Source organism: Photobacterium kasasachensis (assembly GCF_050336885.1).
Taxonomy (GTDB): Bacteria; Pseudomonadota; Gammaproteobacteria; order Enterobacterales; family Vibrionaceae; genus Photobacterium; species Photobacterium kasasachensis.
This window is the reverse complement of record NZ_JAKJSH010000017.1, coordinates 70,678-90,783: the sequence shown is the minus strand read 5'-3', so window position 1 is coordinate 90,783 and position 20,106 is coordinate 70,678. Positions and strand designations below refer to the sequence as shown.

The 20,106-nt window shown below is 45.8% G+C and carries 18 protein-coding genes; 9 read left to right on the top strand and 9 right to left on the bottom strand.

All coding sequences use genetic code 11. The annotated features are described in order from the left end of the window. Positions 1 to 119 precede the first annotated feature (119 nt). From L4D19_RS21975 to L4D19_RS21965, 3 genes are all read right to left on the bottom strand, one after another. Positions 120 to 1,355, bottom strand: a complete 1,236-nt coding sequence (locus L4D19_RS21975) for an HDOD domain-containing protein (protein WP_428454256.1) — start codon at positions 1,353 to 1,355, stop codon at positions 120 to 122. Between the two features lie 241 nt (positions 1,356 to 1,596). Further along, positions 1,597 to 2,079: a YajQ family cyclic di-GMP-binding protein gene (locus L4D19_RS21970; RefSeq protein WP_428454255.1), complete on the bottom strand. Its 483-nt coding sequence runs from the start codon at positions 2,077 to 2,079 to the stop codon at positions 1,597 to 1,599. A gap of 111 nt (positions 2,080 to 2,190) precedes the next feature. After that, a complete protein-coding gene (locus tag L4D19_RS21965; protein ID WP_428454254.1) occupies positions 2,191 to 3,246 on the bottom strand; it encodes a 3-deoxy-7-phosphoheptulonate synthase in 1,056 nt (351 codons plus the stop codon). Between the two features lie 504 nt (positions 3,247 to 3,750). Here L4D19_RS21965 and L4D19_RS21960 point away from each other — a divergent pair. After that, positions 3,751 to 4,641: a putative PEP-binding protein gene (locus tag L4D19_RS21960; protein WP_428454253.1), complete on the top strand. Its 891-nt coding sequence runs from the start codon at positions 3,751 to 3,753 to the stop codon at positions 4,639 to 4,641. An 89-nt stretch (positions 4,642 to 4,730) separates the two neighbouring features. On the opposite strand, the gene L4D19_RS21955 is transcribed toward L4D19_RS21960, so the two are convergent. After that, the gene (locus L4D19_RS21955; protein WP_428454252.1) at positions 4,731 to 6,212 is read right to left on the bottom strand and encodes a protein adenylyltransferase SelO; all 1,482 of its coding nucleotides are present in this window, start codon (positions 6,210 to 6,212) and stop codon (positions 4,731 to 4,733) included. 198 nt (positions 6,213 to 6,410) lie between these two features. Beyond that, the gene (locus L4D19_RS21950; protein WP_428454251.1) at positions 6,411 to 7,754 is read right to left on the bottom strand and encodes a hypothetical protein; all 1,344 of its coding nucleotides are present in this window, start codon (positions 7,752 to 7,754) and stop codon (positions 6,411 to 6,413) included. Between the two features lie 326 nt (positions 7,755 to 8,080). Between L4D19_RS21950 and L4D19_RS21945 the strand changes: the two genes are divergently transcribed. The 3 genes from L4D19_RS21945 (at position 8,081) to L4D19_RS21935 (ending at position 11,445) form a co-directional block, all read left to right on the top strand. Beyond that, a complete protein-coding gene (locus L4D19_RS21945) occupies positions 8,081 to 8,920 on the top strand; it encodes a CvfB family protein (protein WP_160654704.1) in 840 nt (279 codons plus the stop codon). A 117-nt stretch (positions 8,921 to 9,037) separates the two neighbouring features. Then, positions 9,038 to 10,654 carry a peptide ABC transporter substrate-binding protein gene (locus L4D19_RS21940; RefSeq protein ID WP_428454250.1) on the top strand — a complete coding sequence of 539 codons (1,617 nt, stop codon included), beginning with the start codon at positions 9,038 to 9,040 and terminating at the stop codon, positions 10,652 to 10,654. 251 nt (positions 10,655 to 10,905) lie between these two features. Further along, positions 10,906 to 11,445, top strand: coding sequence for an OmpA family protein (locus tag L4D19_RS21935; RefSeq protein WP_428454249.1), 540 nt, complete (start codon positions 10,906 to 10,908; stop codon positions 11,443 to 11,445). 71 nt (positions 11,446 to 11,516) lie between these two features. On the opposite strand, the gene moeB is transcribed toward L4D19_RS21935, so the two are convergent. Beyond that, positions 11,517 to 12,266, bottom strand: coding sequence for a molybdopterin-synthase adenylyltransferase MoeB (gene moeB / locus L4D19_RS21930; RefSeq protein WP_428454248.1), 750 nt, complete (start codon positions 12,264 to 12,266; stop codon positions 11,517 to 11,519). Positions 12,267 to 12,289: 23 nt separating this feature from the next. Then, positions 12,290 to 13,528, bottom strand: coding sequence for a molybdopterin molybdotransferase MoeA (gene moeA, locus L4D19_RS21925; RefSeq protein WP_428454247.1), 1,239 nt, complete (start codon positions 13,526 to 13,528; stop codon positions 12,290 to 12,292). A 203-nt stretch (positions 13,529 to 13,731) separates the two neighbouring features. On the opposite strand from moeA, the gene folE reads away from it, so the two are divergent. The 5 genes from folE (at position 13,732) to L4D19_RS21900 (ending at position 17,582) form a co-directional block, all read left to right on the top strand. Continuing rightward, positions 13,732 to 14,385, top strand: a complete 654-nt coding sequence (gene folE, locus L4D19_RS21920; RefSeq protein ID WP_160654719.1) for a GTP cyclohydrolase I FolE — start codon at positions 13,732 to 13,734, stop codon at positions 14,383 to 14,385. 85 nt (positions 14,386 to 14,470) lie between these two features. Then, positions 14,471 to 15,403, top strand: coding sequence for a LysR family transcriptional regulator (locus L4D19_RS21915; protein WP_428454246.1), 933 nt, complete (start codon positions 14,471 to 14,473; stop codon positions 15,401 to 15,403). 198 nt (positions 15,404 to 15,601) lie between these two features. Continuing rightward, the gene (locus L4D19_RS21910; RefSeq protein WP_428454245.1) at positions 15,602 to 16,033 is read left to right on the top strand and encodes a DUF6174 domain-containing protein; all 432 of its coding nucleotides are present in this window, start codon (positions 15,602 to 15,604) and stop codon (positions 16,031 to 16,033) included. A gap of 269 nt (positions 16,034 to 16,302) precedes the next feature. Continuing rightward, positions 16,303 to 16,902 (top strand): hypothetical protein, encoded by a 600-nt coding sequence (locus L4D19_RS21905; RefSeq protein WP_428454244.1) that lies wholly within the window; start codon positions 16,303 to 16,305, stop codon positions 16,900 to 16,902. A gap of 143 nt (positions 16,903 to 17,045) precedes the next feature. Further along, the gene (locus L4D19_RS21900; protein ID WP_428454243.1) at positions 17,046 to 17,582 is read left to right on the top strand and encodes a DUF4377 domain-containing protein; all 537 of its coding nucleotides are present in this window, start codon (positions 17,046 to 17,048) and stop codon (positions 17,580 to 17,582) included. A gap of 102 nt (positions 17,583 to 17,684) precedes the next feature. Here the strand turns inward: L4D19_RS21900 and L4D19_RS21895 are convergent, their stop codons facing one another. Continuing rightward, positions 17,685 to 18,578 (bottom strand): YjjW family glycine radical enzyme activase, encoded by an 894-nt coding sequence (locus tag L4D19_RS21895; protein ID WP_428454242.1) that lies wholly within the window; start codon positions 18,576 to 18,578, stop codon positions 17,685 to 17,687. Continuing rightward, entirely contained in the window at positions 18,544 to 20,079 is a 1,536-nt protein-coding gene (locus tag L4D19_RS21890) for a YjjI family glycine radical enzyme (RefSeq protein WP_428454241.1), read from the bottom strand. The genes L4D19_RS21895 and L4D19_RS21890 overlap by 35 nt, the downstream gene beginning before the upstream one ends. Positions 20,080 to 20,106: the final 27 nt, after the last annotated feature.

Sequence of the window (20,106 nt, the reverse complement as noted above, 5' to 3'; positions counted from 1 at the left end):
TTAGTAGTTGCTGTATTCTTGAGTCATTAATTATTGGTGTTGCGAATATAACAAATACACCGATACCGTCTCAAGCAGAGGAGGAACGGTGTATAATAAGAAAAATTCAGTGTGGAAAATTAATTATCTTTAACCGAAAGAATAAATTTCCCTGGATTACGAGCACCAATACTTTTTAGGATCTTTCCGTCCATTTGCATATGTGCAAACCAATATGGGGCTTGATCGGTTAGAAATGCGTTACTCTTTTTCATCATATCGTAGATAGCATAGGATCTTGCCTGACCAAGTGCGACTCCATGCAGGCTACGGTCATAGATAGAGACATCATTGATATCTTCAAGTAGGGCATTTTTCAAATGCAAGTTTCTAGGGCCCCAATCGATATAGTCAACAATACGCTGAGTAAGTCTTTTTTCCCACTTTTCAAGTACAGCAGGCAGAAATCCCATGGAGTAGCTAACATCGGCGCAGGCAAAATACTCCTCACGTTGCTCATTTTCTCGGAACCTTGTCATGACCAGCTCCAAAGCGTCATCATAGCAGCTTGTATAGTGGTTACATATGGCGAATTGGCTGATGCCGCGTAACATTCCCAGCAATACCCCTTCGTCAGGCTCTTTATAACCGGCGTCACTTAAACGCATACGAGTCACGTTGGCCATTGTGATCGCATGCTGCCACATTTTCGGGGCGATAAGCTTTGTATTGCTGTCTGCCCACTTAAGGAGTGGCTTTGTCATCAGAACAGGGTAGAGCATCCGGCAGTTATCAACTCCGATAAAGCCGATGGCTGTCTTGGGATCGGATATTTTTCTCGGCGTCTTCCCCATTTGCTTACAGAACTGTGTGTTATTCACAAGTTCAAGAATGTTCGTGCCCAGGGAATTGTAGAGAATCGCAAGTGAGCCAAGTTTTTGAAAGTTAAGTGTGGGTGTATATGCAAACGAGGCAAAATCGGCAAAGCCAGAGTGAAGGTTCAGCAGTCGTTCAATTTCCATTTTTTCAAAGCGGGATTCCATGACATTTTCCGCTGTTTTCTGAACCAGTTCGAGGATCTTTTGGTGGCGCTGCTGTTTGACGATATTTTCAGCTCGGCGCTCTAGAACTTTATCGGTTTCACAGTTAAGCAAAAGACGTTGGTTATCTGTAACACGTTCTTTTTCGTAGAGAATAATGGTCTCACAAAATTCGCTCTCGCGGCTTAATACATGATCAACATCATCTTGGTTGACCAAATATTGTAAGCTCACCATCCACTTAGCGTGTCGGCTATTTACCTGGCGACTAATTTCTGATGCTGCGGCTTGTGCTTCTTTGGTGTAGCGCTTGTCAGAAAAAACCGACTCTATCACGTATTCCCCCTAGATGGTGCTATATCTACAACGCTAGAAAATCATTTCTTATAAGTATGGCGCTACTATATGCCATAGCCAAGAAATATGGAATATTGGTTCATCGTTATTGTTCGATATATCAGCACCTGCAAAGAGAGGATGATTAATGATTGACCAGTCAAGGGCCAGCCAGGTAATAACCATAAAAAAAGGAAGGCTTATTGCCTTCCTTCATGAGGTCGTAAACTTAGCTGTTGGTTTAGTCGCGGAAGTTATCAAACTGGAAAGGCTGGTCGAGTTCAGCACCGCGAACAAGTGCCATCGTTGCCTGAAGATCATCACGCTTCTTGGCTGTGACGCGGACTTTGTCACCCTGGATTGAAGCTTGTACTTTCAGCTTTGAATCCTTGATGAGTTTAACCAGTTTTTTCGCAACGGCAGTTTCAATACCTTGTTTGAAAGCAACACTACAGGTGAAAAATTTGCCCGAACGAACTGTTTCTTTCTGCTCCATTGACTGTGCATCAACATAGCGCTTGGCAAGGTTGCTACGGAGAATTGAAACGAGCTGAGTGATTTGAAAGTCAGACTCAGACGTGACTTTTACAACTTCTTTATCCAGCTCGAAGCTAGCTTCGACACCTCGGAAGTCAAAACGGGTATCGAGTTCACGTGACGAGTTGTCTACTGCATTTCGTACTTCAACTAAATCGACTTCAGAAATAATATCAAAAGATGGCATTTGCTCAATCCTAATCCGTAATTGTCATATTCACCGGCGAGTATATCAAAATTTAGTCATCAGTGACGGATTCGCCGATATATCCGGTCACTGTACTTGTTAAGTTATAGCTTAGTTGCGCGCTTTGATAGCGTCTGCCAGCATATCAAGCATGGTGACGGTATCCGTCCAGTTTATGCATGGGTCTGTAATTGATTGACCGTATGTCAGTTTATCAAGATGCTTGATATCGACTGCCTGCGTACCTTCTTCGATAAAGCTTTCGGCCATGATGCCGGCGATGAAGTTGCTGCCAGACTTTATCTGCTCACAAATATCGGCAGCAACATCAAGCTGGCGCTTGTGTTGTTTCTGGCAGTTGCCGTGGCTGAAATCAACAACAAGCCGAGTCGGCAGGTCAAAGGAGGCCAGTGTTTCACACGAGGCACTAATATCTTCTTGATGGTAGTTTGGCATTTTACCGCCCCGAAGGATGACGTGGCCGTATGGGTTACCCGATGTGCGATAGATAGTCATCTCGCCATTCTTGGCCGGCGAGCAGAAAACGTGAGGCTCTCGGGTGGCACGGATAGCATCAACTGCAATTTTGATATTACCGTCGGTACCATTCTTAAAGCCGACCGGACAAGAAAGGGCAGAGGCCATTTCTCGGTGAATCTGAGATTCGGTAGTACGGGCTCCAATTGCACCCCACGAAATTAGATCTGCCAGGTATTGTCCGGTGATCATATCCAGAAACTCAGTGGCTGTTGGCATGCCGAGCTTGTTGATATCGACCAACAGTTTACGGGCAGTATGTAAACCTGTTACCAGATCCAGACTACCATCCAGATGCGGATCGGAAACCAGCCCTTTCCATCCAACCACAGTGCGTGGCTTTTCAAAGTAGGTGCGCATTACGATACACAGTTCGTCTTTGTATTTGTCTTGAATACGCATTAGACGCTGTGCATAGTCGAGAGCTGCTTCAGGATCATGTACCGAGCAAGGACCAACGATTACCAGCAGCTTAGAATCTTGTCCCGTTAAAATCGCTTCGACCTGGCGGCGAGAGTTCGCGACATGCTCTGCAATTTCATCTGTAATCGGGTAAGCGGCTTCAACCTCTGCAGGAGTTGGCATTAGCCCTAGGCTAACCGTGCGGAGTTCATCTGTTTTCATTGGCATAATACGTTTGCCTATCTCGGTAACTCAAAAAATAACGACGCGTAAAGATAGCCCAAAAGACAGCAGGAATAAACCAAACTTGTGATATGACTTAAGTTTTTATCTCATTTGACTGCGCTTTTGTAAGCATAGAGGGTGTCATGCTGTGTGATCGTTACCAAGCTGAGAAGAATTGGTCGAAATAATGTGTCTCACCCCTTGAACCGGGATGTAACAGGAGTGAGAAGTGGTTTGATATAACTTATGCAGTTTTAGTAAATATCTTTTCAGTTTTTTGTGTTTCTACTTGCCATGCAGAGAATGAAAAAGTAATGTCGAACATGACACAAGGAAGATTGTTAACAGGCACTTAGTGGTGGTTATGTTGATTGGCCAGTATTAGCTTGCATAATTTGGCTGGGCTGGCTTTTTAGTTATTCATTCACTGCAGGCAGTATTGTTTGAGCCTGCGCGTATTTGATACAACTTCCTGACTTTGGCGTAATTTTGTAGTAGTGGTGCCGTATGACAAACAATAATCAGTCTGGATTTTCTTTCACCGAATTATTATTAGATCCCGCTCAGCTGGAGCAGTCGACTGCTACCATTGGCTTAGTGTCGATGGATGGCCTTATTAATAGCGCGATTTGTATTCACCCCTATGCTGTTGCAGAAACAACCAAGCTTACTGAGCAACTGCAGCAAGTCGTGTTGGAAGCGGCAGGTGATTATGAATCACCGGCTGAATGGTATGTGACAACATTGACGAACATATTGGTCGAGGCAGCCAAGAAAGCAGATAACAAACCACTGCGAGTTAGGTTGTCAGGCGCGGATTCCCATTATCGACGAACACTGCCTGGCAGTGAGCTGGAAGCAATGGAAGTGAACCCTTTAATTGGGCTGCGTGGCGTTTCCCGGTTTGCTGATCTGTCGCACCGAAAAAGTTTTAATCTCGAATGCGAAGTGATTAAGCGAGCAAGAAACTCGGAAGGGATGGCCAATATCGAGCTGGTGGTGCCTTTTGTTCGAACGTGCAGTGAGGCTGCAACTGCGATTGACTTGCTGGCAGAGCAGGGTCTGTGCCGCGGAGCAAATGGCCTAAAGGTTCACCTGATGTGTGAACTGCCAGCCAATGCCTTGATGAGCGATAAATTCCTGCCGTATTTTGATGGTTTAGTGATCGATATTGATCAGCTGGGCCAGTTTGCCTTAGGACTCGATCAAGAGCATGACTCTTTGAACTATTTACATGATGATCAGAATGAAGCGGTATTGCAGCTAGTTAAACACGCCCTTAAAACGGCAGAAAGTGCCGGTAAAGTGTGTGAGGTTGTTAGCCATTACATTCATAAGGCACCGAAGTTGCAAAAATGGCTGCTAGAGCATGAGGTGAAATCGGTGATCAGCCAGTAGGGGCATGTCATTGTCGATAGTAAGTCGATATTAATACGTAACATCAAGCCGGCATTTTCTCTGCCGGCTTTTTCGTATTGTTAGGTTGGTTATGAAGAGCAGCTCACTTCAAGCTCTTTTCCCCACTGTGGCGGCAGTGCTGCGAAGTTCTCATACTCAGGATGTTCAGAAAACGGGTTACCCAACACCAACAAGAGTTGGTCAACCATACTGAAATCACCTTTGTCAGCAAGCTCAATGGCTTGCTGGGCCAAGTAGTTTCTCAAGATATATTTAGGGTTCGCTGCTTGCATCTGATTGAGCCTGGTCTGATCGCCTGCTGACTCAAGCTCCAGGCGCTCTGCATAATGCTGCAACCATTGTGATAAGGCTGCTGTACAAGTAAATAGCTCTTCAAACTGCGTGATGCTGCTGGTCAACGCATCTTTTGGGATCGTTGAAAGCGTTCTGAAAAACAAGGTGTAATCGACCGCCTGGCTGGTCAACAGGCTAAACATTTCACTGTACAACGCAGAGTCCTGCTCAAGCTTTTCCGCCAACCCGAGTTTGCTACGCATTTTTTGACTGTAATATTGCTGGAGCTGTGGTTGATAGGTATTCAGTGCTTCATCAATCAGAGCTTTGTCGATGAGCGGTGATAAGGCATAACCTAATGCCGACAGGTTCCATAGTGCAATGGAGGGCTGCTGGTTGAAGGCGTATCTGCCGGTATAATCAGAGTGGTTACAAATAAAGCCCGGGTTATAGTCGTCGAGAAATCCGTATGGACCGTAATCAAAGGTCAGTCCCAGCACCGACATATTATCGGTATTCATTACTCCGTGAGCAAACCCAACGGACTGCCAGTCAGCAATCATTTCGGCGGTCAGGCTGACAATTCGGTCGAACATCGCCGCATAACGGTTCGGCGTGCTGATGTCGTCCTGCTGAAGATCTGGAAAGTGGTGCTTGATCAGATAATCGGCCAGAAGTTTCAGTTCGGCATGTTGGTTGGTGTAAAACAGGTATTCAAAGTGGCCAAATCTCAGGTGACTCTCGGCTACCCGGATCAAGGTCGAGCCACGTTCGATATGCTCTCGATAGACAGGAGTTGCGCTGCTGAGTATGGCAAGGGCATGAGTTGTTCTGATACCAAGTCCATGCATAGCGGCACTGGCTAGGTACTCGCGTATACTTGAACGCAATACGGCCCGTCCGTCACCTTGTCGAGAGTAGGGGGTAGTGCCCGAACCTTTAAGGTGGATATCCCACTTGCTGCCCTGGCTGGTCATTACTTCCCCCATGAGAAGGCCCCGTCCATCACCGAGGTCCGGGTTGTATTGACCAAACTGGTGTCCGGTATACTTCATGGCGATGGGGCAGAAGCCGGGGAGTTCATCATTACCGGTAAACAGGTTAACAAAGAAATCAGTACTTGCCTCGCTGACATCAAGTTCAAGTAAGTCGCAAATTCCCGGATTGACACTAACAATAAACGGGTCAGCCAGCGGTTGCGGGTTGACCTGGGTGCCGAAAACTGAAGGTAGTTCACTGTAGGTATTGTTGAACTTAAGTTCGGTAAGAGTTCGCATCGAGCCAGCCTAGTCTTGTGATTTATTACTGACAGACTAGCAACTTGCCCGTCGGTAACAAGAGACAAAAAGTAGGGCTATTCGAAATGGCCCAGGTAACAACCAAGGGCGTTGTATCAGCTGACCAACGTTAATCGCGATCTCATCGACTAGCCCTGTATCATTTTAAGAATAGTCCGGCGAGATATAAGTGGACAGTTAGGTGATTGCTTCAATATCAACCACTTTTGAGCGGTTCATGATGATCTTCCAGCGCTGGATCCGTACGGTTTTATCTTCATCCGTTTCTCGTGTGATCAGGTTGATCAGGTGGCGTTTTTCCACGGATTCTTTCGAGACCTGGCCGTCTTTTAGCTGATAGATTTTTTGTGAGCCTCGCTCCATCAGTTTGGTCACCACTCTGAGGTCGAGAATAATCGACTCACGGCTTTGTTCGTAACCTGTCATAAACTTGGTGGTCGACATACGGGTAGTACTTTTGTAATGCAGGATGGTTTCTTCCCGTTGCGATACCTTGTGTTTTCTGACTTTCTTTATTTCGTCATCAATCTTGCTGTAATTAATGTATTCCAGCCACTCGAGCTGACGTCCAATTAACCGGTTTGAGTTAGCGTCAAAAAACTGCTTACGCCATTTGGGTTTTCCTTTTCGCACCCAGCGCCAAAGCATGACCTTGAGATCGTCCTTAAATACTTCGCGGGCAGCGTAGATAAAGGCCAGTACAAGAATGAACGACGCTGTAATGTCGCCCAGTACACCACGAGCCTGGATCAACATCAGGGTGACAAAGATCATCACAAAGCCTGCAGCAAACCCTGTCACAACTTTTTTGGTGTTTTTACCCAGCTCAATTGTTTTCTCTTTCATCGTTACCGGATATTCAATCAGGCGTCTTAACAAGCGCATTTTATTGGACATCCGGGTTTGGTCTTTGGTTGCCTTGCTAGAATTGTAATTATTGCCGATGCGGTGTTGGGTTTCCTTCTCGCAAATTGCAATCAGCATTGCTTTAATCTCCGAGTAGTCGCTAGTGCGAGGCAGGTGGGAGATCAACGACAGGCAGCGTTGTTCGGTAAACCACGACAGGTAGTTATCAATGTTCTCGTAGTATTTCAGCAACTTTTTATCGCTAGGTACGTTACGTCGTAACCTTTTCAGAATGCGCACCGCAAGCTCGGCAACCTCTTCGACTTCGCCGAGTGTTCGTTCCTGTTTTTCTTCCAGTAGCTGGTGGGCAGTTTGCTCAAGAGCCAAAGCATACTGGTAAGCATATAAACTTAGACTTAGGCGGTATTGTTCCGTCGAGAGCTTGCCGCGGCTGGCAAGCCGGCTATGTACCAGAGGAAGGTGGTTCACATCACTGTAATAGGTACGTTTGCCGAGAATGGCATTATGGTAGAACTCATCTTCCGAAATAATATTGGAGTTCAGGCCTAATTCGCCAGGCACAAAAATGTAGAGATCAAGCTGTCGATTGGTTGTTTCTTGAATCACATGGGAAATTTTAACTTTATGCCCGTCTTTCTTTTCAACAGTGATCACTATGTTTTAATACCTCGAGGAGAAAATAATCTTGTGGTTTGGGTTAACTGGTCGCTGAGTACCACTCATGTTTGACAATGATATCAGCGATGAGACTAATTTTAGATGAATTAACAATTTATTAGCAGAGCTAATAACGAATTACCACGTTGAAAGGATGAAAAGTAGTCAATTTAGTGAAGATAGGTCAGGCGTGATGAACCAACATCACGTATAATGCGCGGCCTAAAGAATATGAAGATAGCGATTACCGTGTATTGGCAACATGTGGGCCAGAGATGCGGATTTGATAATCGAGTTTTATTTACCCAGAGAGTGTCGAAGAAATGATTAAAGTAGGACAATACAACACGTTAGAGGTCGTCAAGCGAGTAGATTTTGGCGTTTTCCTTGATGGTGGTGAAGACTTTGGCAATATCTTGTTGCCGAAATCCTCTGTTCCGGCAGGCACTGAACTGGGAGATAAACTGGAAGTCTTCATTTATTTTGATTCGGAAGATGACGTTATCGCGACGACTGAACAGCCATTGGCACAGGTGGGTGATTTTGCATTGTTGCGTGTTGTTGGCATCTGTGGCGTTGGTGCATTTGTTGACTGGGGTCTGAACAAAGATTTGCTGGTACCATTCAGCGAACAGCGTCGCCGCCTTGAAGTCGGTCAGGACATCATGGTCCGTATTTATACCGACAAGGCATCCGGCCGCATTGTGGGTTCGACAAAGTTCAACCGCTTCCTGGACAAAACGCCGGCAAACTACAAGGTTGGTCAGGAAGTGCAGGTGATGATTGCTGAAGTGACCGATCTTGGCTACAAGGCCGTGATTGAGGAAGCGCACTGGGGCCTGATCTTCAAAACTGAAGCATTCGGTAAACTGTTCCCGGGCAAGAAACTGAAGGCCTACATCAAAGAAATCCGTCCGGATGGTAAAATTAACCTTTCTCTGCAGAAAGCAGGTAAAGGCAAGGTTGACGATTTGGCCGATAAGATCCTGACGACGCTAGAGCGCAAAGGCGGTTTTGTTCCGTTAAGCGACAAGTCTTCACCGGACGCTATTTTCAAAGAATTCCGTACCAGTAAGGCTACTTTCAAGAAAACGATCGGAGGCTTGTACAAGCAAGGTCTGATCGTTATCGAGAAAGAAGGTATTCGATTGAACGACAACTAAAGTTATTTCTAAGCCGGTGATATTCACCGGCTTTTTTGTGACTACTGGCGTATTATACTGCCAATTATGCATGTATGTTTGTAGCAACTAATAGAAGCCTACAAACGAGGGCATAATATGCAAGGAAGTAGATTGTCAAAGCTCGCAGCTTTGATGGCGTTATCGGTTGCAGCGCCGGCGATGGCGGCAGATGTGCCTGCTGGTGTGACCTTAGCAAAAGTACAAGAAATTGTTCGTGGTAACGGTGACGAGGTACCGACACTCGATCCTGCATACTCTTCAGATAACGCCAGTTCCCGAGTCATTCAGGACATGTTTGAAGGCTTGGTGACACAGGATCTCAATGGCGACATTGTTCCTGCGCTGGCAACCCGTTGGCAGGCTTCAGACGATCGTAAAGTCTTCACGTTTGAGTTGCGTGACGATATTAAGTGGTCAAACGGCGAGCCGATTACGGCTCATGACTTTGAGTACAGCTTTAAGCGAGTTATCGATCCGAAAACAGCTGCACCGTATGCCTGGTATTATTCAACCGCGCATATCGCCAATGCGGACGCTATTAGTAGTGGCGAGAAGGCTGTAGAGAGCCTAGGTGTCAAAGCCATTGATGACAGAACGTTACAAATTACCCTCGATAAGCCGGTGCCGCATTTCACGAAAATGCTGGTTCATGAGTCGATGTTTCCGGTAAACCGTAAGGCAGTTGAGGCCTATGGAGACAGGTGGACCAAGCCTGAAAATATCGTCACCAGTAGCGCTTACAAGCTCTCGAACTGGGTGGTTAACGAAAAGCTTGTTCTGGAGCGAAGCCCGTCTTACTGGAATGATACTAAAACGGTCATTAATAAAGTCACTTACCTGCCAATCCAGGATCTCAAATCAGAATACAACCGTTACCTCACCGGCGAAATTGATATTACCTCTGCCTTCCCGTTGGAATTGTACAATACCATCAAGAAACAGCGTCCGGATGAGCTGCTGACGGTACCTTCCTTAGGCACCTATTATTACTTATTCAATATCGATCAAGCGCCGTTTGATGATGCGCGAGTACGTAAAGCGCTTGCCTATGCCCTTGATCGTGATGTGATCACGCAAGTTATTCTCGGTCAGGGCCAGCCTCCTGCCTATGGTGTGACGCCTGGTTCGGTCGCCGGTTTTGATGCTCCTGAATTAGCATGGAGTGAGATGAACCAGAAAGAGCGAATTATTAAAGCTCAGCAGTTAATGGCAGAAGCCGGCTATGACAAGACGAACCCGCTTAAGTTTGAGTTAGCGTATAACACTAACGAGTCACATAAAAAGCTGGCAATAGTAATGGCTTCTATGTGGAAGAAGACTTTGGGGGTAGAGGTAGAACTGGCCAATCAGGAGTGGAAGACATTCTTGCAGAAGCTTAGCCAGAAAGACTTTACCGTTGCTCGTTATGCCTGGATGGGGGATTACAATGAAGCCTCGACATTCCTGTCTTACTTTGAAACAAGCGGCATGAATTATTCGAAGTGGAGTAATGAGGCCTTTGACAAAGCGATGCAGCAGGCATCGACAGCCTCTTCTGATAAGGAACGTAACAGCTATTATCAGCAGGCCGAAAAAGTCTTTGCTCAGGAGATGCCGGCAATACCTGTTTATCACTACACACGGACAGTGCTCAAGCAACCTGAGGTTGGTGGTTATTCGTTGAAGAATGCCTCGGAAAGTCGATACACCCGTGATTTGTATATCACGAAGTAACGCTTTTGCTGTTTAACAAGCGATGAAAAGCTGGGTATCACTGCTCAGCTTTTTTCTTTGTCTTTTCCTCTCTATTTTACTTATAACAATGTCAGCGGCCGCTTAGTTGGGTACATTATCGATTCTTCTGAAACTCTTGCGTTATTAACGACATATGTTGTGAAGTATCTCCATGATAACTGTTTCTGACCACGAAGGATCTTTGCGATTTGATAGAGTTGCCAGTGAATAAGTTGGATAGGGTTAGGTTCATGCATAAAGCGAAAATTGCCATTTTGTTTTTGATGTCGGCACTGCTGGTTGGCTGTGCGTCGAGTGGACAAAATGAAGTATCCCAAAGAAAAGTTGATGCCTTTTTGAATAAGACTCAGGAGCAGCTTGAGGACTTTATTACGGCCGAAGAAGGTAAAGTAAATAGAGAAGAGCAACAAGTGATTGTAATTCTCAGCGGTGATAAGAGTTTTCGTCATGGAAGTTCAGAGGTAAGGACTAACGGATTGGCCGTACTGGAAAAGATCTCGAACTATTTGTCGGAGAACCAAAAGTCTACCATCTTTGTTGTCGGCCATACTGACAGTACGGGGTCGGCTGAGTTTAACCAGCAGTTGTCAGAGGACAGGGCACTTGCGGTGACTGAGTTTTTTATCTCGCAGGGAATTGATTCAAAGAGGGTTAACAGTTTCGGCGTAGGTGAGTGGAGCCCAATAGCAAGCAATGAGCAGGCATCGGGACGACAGGAGAACCGTCGTATCGAAGTACGAATCACACCAAAATTTGACTTGTTCAAGTAGTCAAACAATAAAACGCTAACCGTATAAATGAAAAAGGAAGCCATCTCATCGGCTTCCTTTTCATTATGCGGCTATTCACTACATACAGAACAGTGAGGTTGTCTGCTGAGCTTCATTTCCCGCCAGCTCATACTCATAGCGTCGAGCATCAGAATTTTCCCGCTGAGCGGCTGACCCATGTTCGAGACGACCTTTATTGCTTCCATCGCCTGAACAGCGCCGACAATGCCGACAACAGGCGACATAATACCGGCTTCCACACAGCTCAGAGCCTGCTCGCCGAAGAGGGCGCTCAGACACTGATAGCAAGGCTCGTCAGTGTGATAGGTGTAGACACTGATCTGGCCTTCCATACGAATCGCTGCACCAGAGACAAGAGGTGTTTTGCTCTGAAAGCACAGACGATTGAGTTGGTTGCGAGTGGCTACGTTGTCGCTGCAGTCGAGAACAATAGAATGTTGCTCAATCAGGGCTAGTAGTTCCTCATCATCGAGACGTTTTGCAATTGTATCAATCTGAGTATTAGGGTTGATAGTTGCCAGCGCCTGCTTGGCAGATTCGACCTTCAAGCAACCCACTGTACTGTCGTTATGTAGTACCTGGCGCTGAAGGTTCGATACCTCGACCTTGTCGTCGTCGATCAAGGTCAGCTTCCCGACACCGGCGGCGGCCAGGTATTGGGTAGAGGCACAGCCGAGGCCGCCAGCACCAAGGATCAACATCGATGAAGCTTTTAAAGCTTCCTGACCGTCAAAATCAAACTGCTTGAGAATGATTTGACGGTTGTAACGCAGCATTTCTGCATCGGTTAGTTCTACCACCGTGTGTTCCTGTTCGGTAAAGGTTAATACATAGTGTGGTTGAATAGCTCGATTGTTACCTCTTCGCCAGGCATGACGCGACCGCGTTCCTGCTCGAGAACAACAAAACAGTTAGCCTGATGCATCGAGCTGAAAGCCCCCGAACCTTGGTTACCCGTTGTGGCAACTTCAATCTGGCCCTCAGGGCTGATTTGGTAAATACCACGTTGAAAATCAGTTCGGCCTGGGCGTTTTTTGAATACTGTTGTCGCTTTGGCTTTCAGGCGCTGAGGAGGCTGATACTGGCTGTGGCCAGCAAGCTTGGCGATCATTGGCTGGACTAGCTGATAGAGCGTCAGCATAGCTGAAACCGGGTTACCCGGCAGTCCGCAGAACCAAGTGCCTTTAATAGTGCCGAAGGCGAAAGGTTTACCCGGTTTCATGGCAATTTTCCAGAAACCAATTTCACCTTGCTCGTCGAGGATATCTTTGGTGTAGTCAGCTTCACCCACACTTACGCCACCAGAAGTAACCAGTACATCGGCTTTGGTTGCTTCATCAAAGGCTTCACGCAGTTTTTCCGGGTTATCCGGAATGATGCCAAGATCAATGACATCGCAGCCAAACTTTTCTAGCAGCGCACGGATACCATAGCGGTTGCTGTCATAGATCTGACCGGCTTCAAGCGGCTCACCGACAGAACGCAATTCGTCACCGGTTGAAAAGAACGCAACGCTAGGGCGACGGTAAACACTGACAGTAGCAATGCCCAGTGAAGCCAGCAATGGCATTTCGCGAGCAGTTACGCGATTACCCTTGGACACAACCACATCACCTAAACGGACGTCATCACCGATAGGGCGGACGTTATCGTTGGCTGGTGGCTTAATCAGAAATCGAATGGAGTCACCGTCACCGTCGACTTCGGTTTCTTCCTGCATGATAACCGTATCGGCACCTTCAGGCATTTGGGCACCCGTCATGATGCGGATACATTGCCCTTCGCCGCAAACACCCTCAAACGGGATACCGGCAAAAGATTTACCCGTCATCGTCAAAGTGTCAGACTTTTCGAGGTCAGCACTGCGTAGCGCATAGCCGTCCATTGCTGAGTTAGCAAAAGGCGGTACGTTGATTGGAGAGAGAATATCTTCGGCGATCACCTGTCCCATCGCTTCAGACAACGAAACAGTTTGTACTGTTTCCAGTGGCTTAACTTCTGCCAAAATCTTGGTCAGAGCAGTTTCAATAGGCATCAAGCCTGGCGCGTCACAACATCCCATAAGTGGTATCCGTTATAAGTCATTAGCTTATTATGATTTGCATAAGGAATTATTATGACAAAAAAAACGGTTCATCACTAATACCTTAGTAAATTCGTAGTGTATTTTGTGTCATTTACAGGTATCCTGCGGGCTGAATTATCGCTGGCAGTTGATTTCGGGCATTTAAACAGCATTACGCCCAGGCCGGTTGGAGGGAAAGAATGACAGCATTAAGTGAATCTGCACTGAAGGTGCGCCAGGCACTTGAAGAACGCGGACTTGAGACACCTATGACTGACAAGGTGGTAAGTCGCGAGGAGAAGAAAGAGCGAATTGAGTATCACATGCGTGAGATCCTGGAGCTGCTTTCGTTAGACTTATCAGATGACAGCCTGATGGAAACGCCGCAGCGCATCGCCAAGATGTATGTGGATGAAGTCTTCTCGGGTCTGGATTATGCCAATTTCCCTAAAATCACCGTTATCGAAAACAAGATGAACTGTGATGAGATGGTTCGAGTTAAAGATATTACGCTGACCAGTACCTGCGAGCACCATCTGGTAACTATCGACGGCAAGGCGACAGTGGCCTATATTCCTCGCGGAAAGATCATCGGCCTATCGAAGATCAATCGTATTGTCCGCTTCTTTGCCCAGCGTCCGCAGGTACAGGAGCGTATGACGCAACAGATTCTGGTTGCTCTTCAGACATTGCTGGAAAGTGATGATGTGGCGATTACCATGGACGCAACGCATTATTGCGTGAAAGCACGCGGTGTTATGGACGCAACCAGTTCGACCACTACGACTGCGCTAGGTGGTATTTTCAAGCGCAACCCAGCGACTCGTGCGGAATTTCTGAACGGCCTTCGTTAGAGTTAGACATGACCGTCTAGCATGAATTTACTAAATGCCAGCTGGGTTACCAGCTGGCTTTTTTGTCTCTGAGCCTTGTTTATCTATGGATTTGATTAAGCTTTCCCGAATCAGTATGAAACACCTGGTCACGCTGCATGTAATGTTGGATACGCTGAGCGTAACAGCCAGTGCAGAACGTCTGTGCCTGAGTCCTTCCTCCGTGAGCAAAACCTTGACGCAGCTCCGGGAAAGTCTCAATGACGAGCTCTTTTATCGCCATGGTAATCAGCTTGTGGCCACGCCGCTGGCGCGTCGGTTAGGGCCAACAGTCCATCAGATGATCAACGAGATGAACCAGATGCTGACTCAGGAAGCGTTTGATCCGTCCCGTTACGAAGGGCGCTTTTCTCTTGCGATGCGGGAAAGTACCTTTGAGCTGCTTGCTGCCAAGCTGAGTGCCAGAGTGCTGGCACAGGCTCCGGAACTACGGTTGGAAATCTGGTCGAAGGACAGCATGGGGTTTGAGGGGCTGACAAAAGGCCAGCTTGATTTCATTATGTTGCCGCATGATCGCAGTCAGCCGCCAAGCTCCCAGAATAACCTGGTGTGGGAAACCTTGATCGATGATGAGATGGTTTGCCTGATGAACCCGGCGCACCCGTTGGCGGAGCAGGTATTAACGATTGATGACTACCTCAGCTATGGTCATGTCAGCATCATGGATCATGATTTGAGTGTCCCTTTCTTTGAAATGCAACTGGCGCAGCAGCACCGCAAGCGCCGGGTAGCCATTACCGTTGCCGATTTCGGTAATGCGGCCCTAATGTGCCATCATAGCGATCTGTTGTTCACATGTTCAAAGCGGTGGGCGAGTTCTGCGATGCAGGCAAAAGGCCTGATCACCAAACCTCTTCCGTTCAATTATGGCGAGGTGTCATATAGTTTGGTGTGGCACCAGCCCAGTATGAATGATCCCGCTCATCGCTGGCTGTATGAACAAATCCTGGAGTGCTGCCGGGAGGTGGAGGGTGAGTGATGCCACTTTTGCTTACAAGATAAAGTGTTTGATCAAGGCAGCATAAGCTGCCTTTTTTATATCTTTTTGTAGAACACTGATATCAATCATGGTTATATGAGCGTGGTTTGCTATACCATTGGCTGACAGTGATACTCGAACAATGTTTGCCGAGTGTAATGTTCAATCAATGATTATGGAATAAAAGGATTTTATTCAGTGAAACGTATAACCGCATCTTTGATTTGGCTGTTGCTATTAGGGTGTAACTCTTCTGGTAGTAATCATCAAGAAAGTAAGAGTGACATTTCATTGTCGAAGTGGAATGAAGCATCAGTGTCATCATATAGTTTTCATTATGAGGAAAGAGGCTTTTCACCACTAAAAGGACTATGGGAAATTCAAGTCCAAGATAGCAAAGTCATATATGTTAACTATATTGGTGATCAAAACCCAATAGCACTCTTAGATCTAGAAAGTGCACCTTCAATAGATACATTATATAAAAAGCTGGCAGCCTGTGAGGCTAACAGTTCATGCACGATAGTCGAGCTAGATTTTGATGATAAATACTCATTTCCTAATAACTATTATCAGACGACAGGCGAAGAAGGATCCGGATTTGCGCTGACCAATTTTGTTGTGCGATAAATTAAGAAAGGCAACATGGCTTTTTGTTTCGTTCTCTTTTCTTGAACCAGTCTTATGTTTTGGATAAGACAAAGGATGAGAACATTCGTACATCATACTAGATGACAAATGTTTGATGTTATTGACAAGAATTAACTAAATTCAAACTTGTGTATATGGCCCAGTGTATGATGTATTTCATATGGTCGAGTGATGGTTCCGCTAGGGGTATGTTGGTGAGGTTATGTCTGACTTTAGTTTAAATGTTAGAATTTGTACAAGGAAGAAAGATGCGTAAGATATCTTTAATATCACTGCTTTGCTTAGGCTTGTTTGGTTGTAATGGCGATAATGGCGATGAGCTCCCCTCTACAGAGTTTTCAGGAAGTTATAAGCTTTCAGATTTTACCTTAAATGAAAACTATGCTTACTGGGAGGTTCGACAAGGTAACATGTCACACCAGGAAAGTAGTGAAGATATAGTATTAAATAAATTTGACGATGATATATACAGTAATTTATCCACTGAACAAGTTAATTTACTAGCAGAGGCTGACACCAATTATGGGTTTGACAGTCGATGTGCTCCTATGTACTGCCCGATTTACGGTGTTGCTATTTTAGGTACTCAAGTTACTCTTATTGAGTCAAACACTGATCTTATCAGTTTCTTTGGTGAAGTTGATACTGAAGCTGAGTTATCTTATTTACTGTCAGTTGGATACGCTAATGCTAAATACTATGAGAAAAATGAAATTGGTTATAAAGTCATTATTGAGTGGGATAATTTGTGTGGTACACGTGGTGAAAACTTAATCCAAGTACATAAAAACGGCACTGTAGAGCTACTCAAAGAACTAAGCACTGAAGAATATCAGGGGTGTGTGTGAAGTTAACAATAAACCAACTATAAGGCATTACTGAGCTGAAAAAATACACGGATATTTGTTTGTTACACTTAGCAAGCTTATCTCAAGTAGTTGGTATTTATTGAGTCAACTTTCATGCAAGGTGCTATATCTAAGGATTATTTATGTACAGAAATATTATTGCAATTATGCTGTTGATTGGTATTTGTAGCTGTTCTTCAGAAAGTTCTCAGGGAACGGAAAAAGTGCTTACCATAGATTCTTATCAAAGTACTTGCCAGAGCATGTTTCAGCAATTATGTATGAGAACAAAGGCATTAGGTAGCGATGTGTTCGAGTTGTTTTATGATGACATTGCAGGCTTCTCTTATAGTTGGGGCACCTTGTACGAGGTTAAAGTAAAAATTACAAATATTGATAATCCGCCAGCGGATGCCTCTTCTCAAAAATACCAGCATATTGAGATTCTATCTTCAACTGAAGATCAGGTAGGTACGTCTTATGAGTTTAACGGAATAGAAATGTTGAACTCAACGTTTACAAAAACTGATGGAAACTATTACTTCTTGGGTAAGAATTTCGAGTGTGGGTCTGGAACAGACTGTGATGCACTAGTCGCTCTTAACAATTCAGGTGGCTTAGTTAACGTAACCTTTAAGTATCTAGGAAATACCAAGATTCAATTGGTTAGTTGGAGCTAGGCCTCAGGAGTAGATAAGTTTATTGTTATTTGTGGATATTAAATAAATCAGAATTATATATGCCAACAATTGTTGGCATTGCATAGTCAATTCCGAATAGCTTTATGTGCCCATCAGCGGTGGCAAAACCACATTTCTCACGCTTAACTGGGTAAGTTGCTCGGCAAATGCAGTTATCTCTTCTTTGCTACATGTGGGCCAACTTAGTGCTTCGCCCGTTACGCCATGATGCTGGAAGGCATTGAGGCGGATGCGGGTATTCTCATCAGGTAACATAACGAGATAGTCAGCCAGCGCAGCAATTTCTGATTCGAAGTCGGTAATTGTCGGAATGACTAATAACCGAAGCTCGTGCAGTTTGTTGTGATGACTAAGCAAGTGGATGGACTGAAATACCCTGTGATTATCACGGCCGGTTATCCAGCGGTGAGTCTCTTCCTGCCAGGCCTTCAAGTCGATCATCGCACCATCAATATATGGGATAACTTTTTTCCACCCGGTTTCGCTCAGGCTGCCATTACTGTCAATCATGCAGCTTAGATGCTGAAGATCCGAATTCGATTTTATCGCCTGAAAAAGCTCAATGATGAAATTAAGCTGTAAGGTCGCCTCGCCGCCTGTAACCGTAATACCGGTAATGAACAGGCTATTTTTGCGGATGACCGCCAGCATATCATCAACGGTATACTGCTGTGTTTTCGGGCTCGACTGGTTAGGGCAGACAGCAAGGCAGGTATCACAATGGGTGCAGGCATAGGCATTCCAGCGAATTTGGTTTTTACCTTTTGCGCCTGCAACCATGCTAAGCGCATTGGCTGGGCAATGCTCGATACAGTCGCCGCAATGGTCACACAGCCCGATAGTATGCGGGTTATGGCAATTCTTGCAATCGAAGTTACAGCCCTGCAGGAAAATGACGAGCCTGTTGCCAGGCCCGTCAACGCAAGAGAAGGGTAGTATTTTACTGACCGTTGCAGTAGTAAGGCGACTGTTCATGCGAAACAACTCTTGGTTTTCGGTTTAAGATGCCAGTATTGCTGGCTGCCTCTGCGCCAAGACCGGTGGTGTTGGTGCGCGAGCCGTTTTCTTTGAACTTGGCAATATCCGAAAGTTTGATCATATAGCCTGTTACTCGAATTAAATCGTTCGAATCAACGTTGGCGGTAAACTCACGCATCCCCAGGCCAAGTGCGCCCTTACAAAGTTGGTACATTGCCTCGGGGTTGGACTTCACCGTTTCATCGATAGTGATAATATCGCTGATACCGGATGTGTAATACTGGTGGTGTTCGGCCAGAGCCTGAATATGGCTGACAGGATCCGGCTCTGTGCCGTAAGGTATGCGGACTCCCGGTGTGACATCAAGATCCAAACTGATCCCACCTTGAGCGTGTAGCAGCGCGCGATCATTGTAGCCGTATGTCACTGGCGTTGTTTTGACGATCTTATTCAGTGCTGATGAAATCTGATAACCAAGCTGGTTGGCCACTTCGTCATGGCCATAGCTCGCCTGTGCCTGTTCTTTCTCTAGTAAAATATTAACGGCCTCGGCCATACCGTATATTCCGAACATAGGGGTGAATCGGGATTCATCGATTAGCTGCTCTTCGACCAGGAAACTGTCAAAGAAGTGAGAGTCTTGGTGCAAGAATGTCGAGCGGGCCTCAATCAGCTCATACATAAGAGAAGCGTAGTGAGGCAGCACTTCTGAGAAAAAGTCTTCTTTGCTCTGCGCTTTGAGGGCGATTTCTTTCAAGTTCATTCGAACGAGAGTATTGGCACCACCAGCCAGCGGGAGCGAGTTGTAGCAGCTTACAATGCCAAACCCTTTATCGTCATAGGCATTGGCATGTACCGGATAATTAGCGATATGTGGCTTGCTGCATTCGCAGATATTCTTTGTTGCAATTCGCAGTAGCTCGTCAGGTGTAACTGACGGGTCGTACATAAAGGTTAAATTCGGGGCTACCTGTTTTAGCTCGGCATCAATGCGCAGAATAGTCCGGCAAACGATATTGTCTGTGGGGCCGATATTTACATGCATGAAGGCATCGGGTAGGGTGCGATCGAGCATGATCCAAAATAGCTTTAGTTTCCGATAAAGGGTGTCTTCATCGACTCCCTCGGCAAAGGGCATCAATATGTCATCAAGTTGCCCGAGGTAAACCGGAATGTTGGTCACTGATGGAACATGGTGGTAGAGAATTGTCAGGGCATTGAGTGCTTCATCGAGATCTTTAGGTGCCGATAGCTCTAAATATCGAGAACCTTGTTGAAGGAACTTAGCATAATCAGGCAAAACATAACGAGGTTTGAACGGCGCGTTGCCTTCGAACATATCACAGATGATGCCTTCATCCATTGCGGCCTTAACTGCGTAAGTAACTGGAACATTGGGAAGACTGGCATCGGCCTCCAAAGCCAGATAGGAAGATTTCTGCTTTGGTGTCAGTGTAGGATCGGTAACGATTTGGTGGAGTTTTGCCTGAATGGTCATAACATATACCCATTTGAAACTTATGGT